Annotated in this window: 2 protein-coding genes; both read right to left on the bottom strand. The window is 48.2% G+C overall.

Annotated features, from left to right (window positions below; genetic code table 11):
* Positions 1-78 precede the first annotated feature (78 nt).
* Complete coding sequence (gene psaB, locus IQ229_RS14005; protein ID WP_194044655.1) at positions 79-2310, bottom strand: photosystem I core protein PsaB; 2232 nt, start codon at positions 2308-2310, stop codon at positions 79-81.
* A 128-nt stretch (positions 2311-2438) separates the two neighbouring features.
* A partial coding sequence (gene psaA, locus IQ229_RS14000) for a photosystem I core protein PsaA (RefSeq protein ID WP_194044653.1) occupies positions 2439-4598 on the bottom strand: 2160 nt, incomplete at its 5' end.

Below are 4598 nucleotides of genomic sequence, written 5' to 3'. Positions count from 1 at the left end.
TACTTGGACTAAGTAATAAAAATCCCCCACCTTGCGGCAGGGGATTTTTATTAATTACCTACAAAACTAGCAGCCGAATTAACCGAACTTACCAGCAGTAGAAGCAATCAAGAATGCAGCGTAAGTAACGATGTAGCCAACAGTGAAGTGAGCTAGACCAACTACACGACCTTGAACAATAGACAGAGCCACGGGCTTGTCTTTCCAGCGAACTAGGTTAGCTAGAGGAGTGCGTTCGTGTGCCCAAACAAGGGTTTCAATCAACTCTTGCCAGTAACCTCTCCAGGAGATTAAGAACATGAAGCCAGTAGCCCAAACTAGGTGTCCAAACAGGAACATCCAAGCCCAGACAGAAAGGTTATTCACGCCATAAGGGTTATAACCGTTAATCAACTGAGCAGAGTTAGCCCAGAGGTAATCGCGGAACCAGCCCATGAGATATGTAGAGTTCTCATTGAACTGAGCTACGTTGCCTTGCCAAATACCTAGATGCTTCCAATGCCAGTAGAACGTAACCCAACCAAGGGTGTTGAGCATCCAGAATGTAGCAAGGTAGAAGGAATCCCAACCTGAGATGTCGCAAGTACCGCCACGACCGGGGCCGTCGCAAGGGAAGGCATAGCCGAAGTCCTTTTTATCGGGCATCAGCTTAGAACCACGAGCATCCAAAGCACCTTTGACCAAGATCAAGGTGGTGGTGTGGAGACCTAAAGCGATCGCATGGTGAACCAAGAAGTCGCCAGGGCCAATTGTCAAGAACAGGGAGTTAGTACCAGCATTGATGGCATCTAACCAACCTGGAAGCCAAACGTTAGCGTAGTTAGGCCATGCTGTGTAAGCAATACTATCTGGGTTAGATAGCAATGTATCTAAACCGTACAGTACTTTACCGTTTGCAGCTTGGACGAATTGAGCAAATACTGGCTCAATCAAGATTTGCTTTTCAGGAGTACCGAAAGCAACTACTACGTCGTTGTGTACGTATAAACCAAGGGTGTGGAAGCCCAAGAAAAGGGATACCCAGCTAAGGTGGGAAATAATCGCTTCTTTGTGCTTCAACACGCGCTCAAGGACGTTGCCCTTATTTTGCTCTGGATCGTAATCACGAACCCAAAAGATTGCTCCGTGAGCAAAAGCACCAAGTATCAGAAAACCAGCAATGTATTGATGGTGCGTGTACAGCGCTGCCTGAGTTGTGTAGTCCTTAGCAATAAATGCATAAGGAGGCATGGCGTACATATGCTGTGCCACCAAAGAGGTGATGGTTCCTAAAGCAGCTAGGTGAATACCTAACTGGAAGTGCAGTGAATTGTTATAGGTGTCGTACAACCCTTGGTGAGGCAGGTTGAACTGACCTTCACTTTTGGTATTAGGTACTAAACCGGATTTGGAGTTCAGCATTTCTTTGATGCTGTGACCAATTCCGAAGTTAGTCCGGTACTGGTGACCGGCAACTATAAAGATAACTGCGATCGCCAAGTGGTGATGAGCCATGTCAGTCAGCCACAAAGCTTCTGTCTGGGGATGGAAACCACCCAAGAAAGTCAGAATTGCAGTGCCTGCACCTTGAGATGTGCTGAATATATGCCCAGGAGTGTCAGGGTTTTGAGCATAAACACCCCAGTTGCCTGTAAAGAAAGGTGTCAAACCTGCTGGATGGGGTGGGGTGGATAGGAAGTTATCCCAACCTACGTGCTGTCCGCGAGATTCAGGGATAGCAACGTGAATTAAGTGACCAGCCCAAGCCAAAGAACTAACACCAAACAAACCTGCTAAGTGGTGGTTTAGGCGATGTTCAGCGCTCTTAAACCATGCCAAGCTAGGACGATACTTGGGTTGCAAGTGCAGCCAACCAGCAAACAATAATACAGCAGCGAATAATAGCAAGAACACTGAACCGTTGTACAGTTCGCCGTTATTCCGCATACCGATGGTATACCACCAATGGTAGAGACCAGAGTAGGTAATGTTTACCGGATTACTAGCGCCAGCTTGGGTAAAAGCTTCGATCGCTGGTTTACCAAAGTGGGGGTCCCAAATCGCATGGGCGATGGGACGGATATGAAGGGGATCTTTAATCCACTGTTCAAAGTTACCTTGCCAGGCTACGTGGAACAGGAGGCTGGATGCCCACAGGAAGATGATTGCCAAGTGACCGAAGTGAGTTGCGAAAATCTTTTGGTAAAGATTTTCTTCCGTCATGCCATCATGGGTTTCAAAATCGTTGCCTGTAGCGATCGCATACCATATCCGACGAGTCGTCGGGTCCTGTGCGAGATCCTGGCTAAATTTCGGAAATTTCGTCGCCATAGGTTTAATAAATCCTCTGACCTTTAGCCATCAAGTACCAGCCTCTAGAGTCCTGAGTTTTGAGTTCTAAGTTCCGAGTTTTTTTCTCAGCACTTAGCACTCAGCACTCAGCACTCCATAACTGATTGCTACCCTACTGAAAGGATGTGTGCATGGAAGAACGCCCAAGTTGTGGCAATTCCTCCTAAGAGGTAGTGAGCTACCCCTACAGCCCGACCCTGAATAATGCTCAAAGCGCGAGGCTGAATTGCTGGTGCTACCTTCAGTTTGTTATGCGCCCAAACAATGGACTCAATTAGTTCTTGCCAGTAGCCGCGACCACTGAACAGGAACATCAAGCTGAATGCCCAAACAAAGTGAGCGCCTAAGAACATGAGTCCATAAGCAGATAGCGCACTGCCATAGGAATTGATGACTTGCGTAGCTTGTGCCCACAAGAAGTCTCGCAACCAACCGTTGATGGTGATGGCGCTTTGGGCAAAGTTACCACCGGTGATGTGAGTCACAGCACCATCTGCATCTACAGTTCCCCAGACATCTGATTGCATCTTCCAGCTGAAGTGGAAAATTGCAATGGATATTGTGTTGTACATCCAGAAAAGTCCGAGGAACACATGATCCCAACCAGATACTTGACAAGTACCGCCACGACCAGGACCATCGCAGGGGAAACGGAAGCCCAAGTTTGCTTTGTCTGGAATCAGACGAGAGCTACGGGCAAACAGTACACCTTTGAGCAGAATTAGGACAGTAACGTGGATTTGGAATGCGTGAATATGGTGGATTAAGAAGTCCGCCGTACCCAAAGCAATGGGCATCATCGCAACTTTACCGCCTACAGCCAAAATCCCACCGCCGAAAGCATAGCTAACGGGTTCTAGCGCATTGGGAGCAGTGCCACCAGGAGCTAGGGTGTGGATATTTTGTACCCACTGGGCAAACACTGGCTGCAACTGGATCGCAGTATCAGAGAACATGTCTTGGGGGCGTCCCAAGGCACGCATTGTATCGTTGTGGATGTAAAGTCCAAAGCTATGGAAGCCGAGGAAGATACACACCCAGTTAAGGTGAGAAATAATCGCATCTCGGTGACGAAGCACCCGATCGAGCAAGTTGTTTTGGTTCACAACTGGATCGTAATCCCGCACCATGAAGATGGCAGCGTGAGCCGCACCACCGACTATACAGAATGCACCAATCCACATGTGGTGGGTGAAAATGCACAACTGTGTAGCATAATCAGTTGCCAAATATGGATAGGGAGGCATCGCGTACATATGATGCGCGACGATGATGGTCAGCGAACCCAAGAAGGCCAGGTTAGTAGCCAACTGAGCGTGCCAGGATGAGGTCAGGTTTTCGTAGAGACCTTTGTGACCTTCACCAGTGAAAGGACCTTTATGGTTTTCCAGGATCTCTTTAATGCTGTGACCAATACCCCAGTTAGTACGGTACTGATGACCAGCAATAATAAAGATAACTGCGATCGCTAAGTGGTGATGAGCAATATCAGTCATCCACAACCCGCCTGTTACTGGGTTTAGACCGCCCTTGAAGGTGAGGAAGTCAGCATACTGACCCCAGTTCAAGGTGAAGAAAGGTGCTAAACCAGCAGCAAAGCTGGGATACAGCTCGGTCAACAAGTCTTTGTTCAAGATGAACTCGTGGGGCAAGGGTATGTCTTTGAGAGCAACGCCTGCATCCAAAAGCTTGTTGGTCGGTGCGGATACGTGGATTATGTGACCTGCCCATCCCAAGGAACCACAACCTAGCAATATTTGCAAGTGGTGATTCAGCATTGACTCCACATTCTGGAACCATTCCAGTTTAGGAGCGCGTTTGTGGTAATGGAACCAGCCGGCAAATAGTAATAAGGCTGCTAATACCAAGCCACCGATCGCAGTTACGTAAAGCTGGAAGGAGTTTGTGATCCCCCAGCCACGCCATACTTGGAACAAACCGGAGGTGATTTGAATACCGTGGAAACCACCGCCAACATCACCGTTTAAAATGTCTTGTCCCACAATGGGCCAAACGACCTGAGCACTTGGTCTAACGTTCAACGGATCGCTTAACCAAGCTTCGTAGTTAGAAAACTTCGCGCCGTGAAAAATCATCCCGCTCAACCAAACCATCACTACGGCTAAGTGGCCGAAGTGGGCTGAGAATATCTTGCGGGAGATGTCTTCTAAATCGCTTGTATGTGTATCAAAATCATGGGCGAGTGCGTGCAGGTTCCAAATCCATGTGGTGGTTTTGGGACCTCTGGCTAAGGATCTGTCAAAGTG

The organism is Nostoc cf. edaphicum LEGE 07299 (assembly GCF_015207245.1).
Taxonomy (GTDB): domain Bacteria; phylum Cyanobacteriota; class Cyanobacteriia; order Cyanobacteriales; family Nostocaceae; genus Nostoc; species Nostoc edaphicum_B.
Note: the sequence above shows the minus strand (reverse complement) of the source record. Positions and strands in the feature narration are given on the sequence as shown.

Bases quoted from the DNA above. Each gene is read 5' to 3' on its own strand.
- psaB (WP_194044655.1), bottom strand. From the start codon at position 2,310: ATGGCGACGAAATTTCCGAAATTTAGCCAGGATCTCGCACAGGACCCG.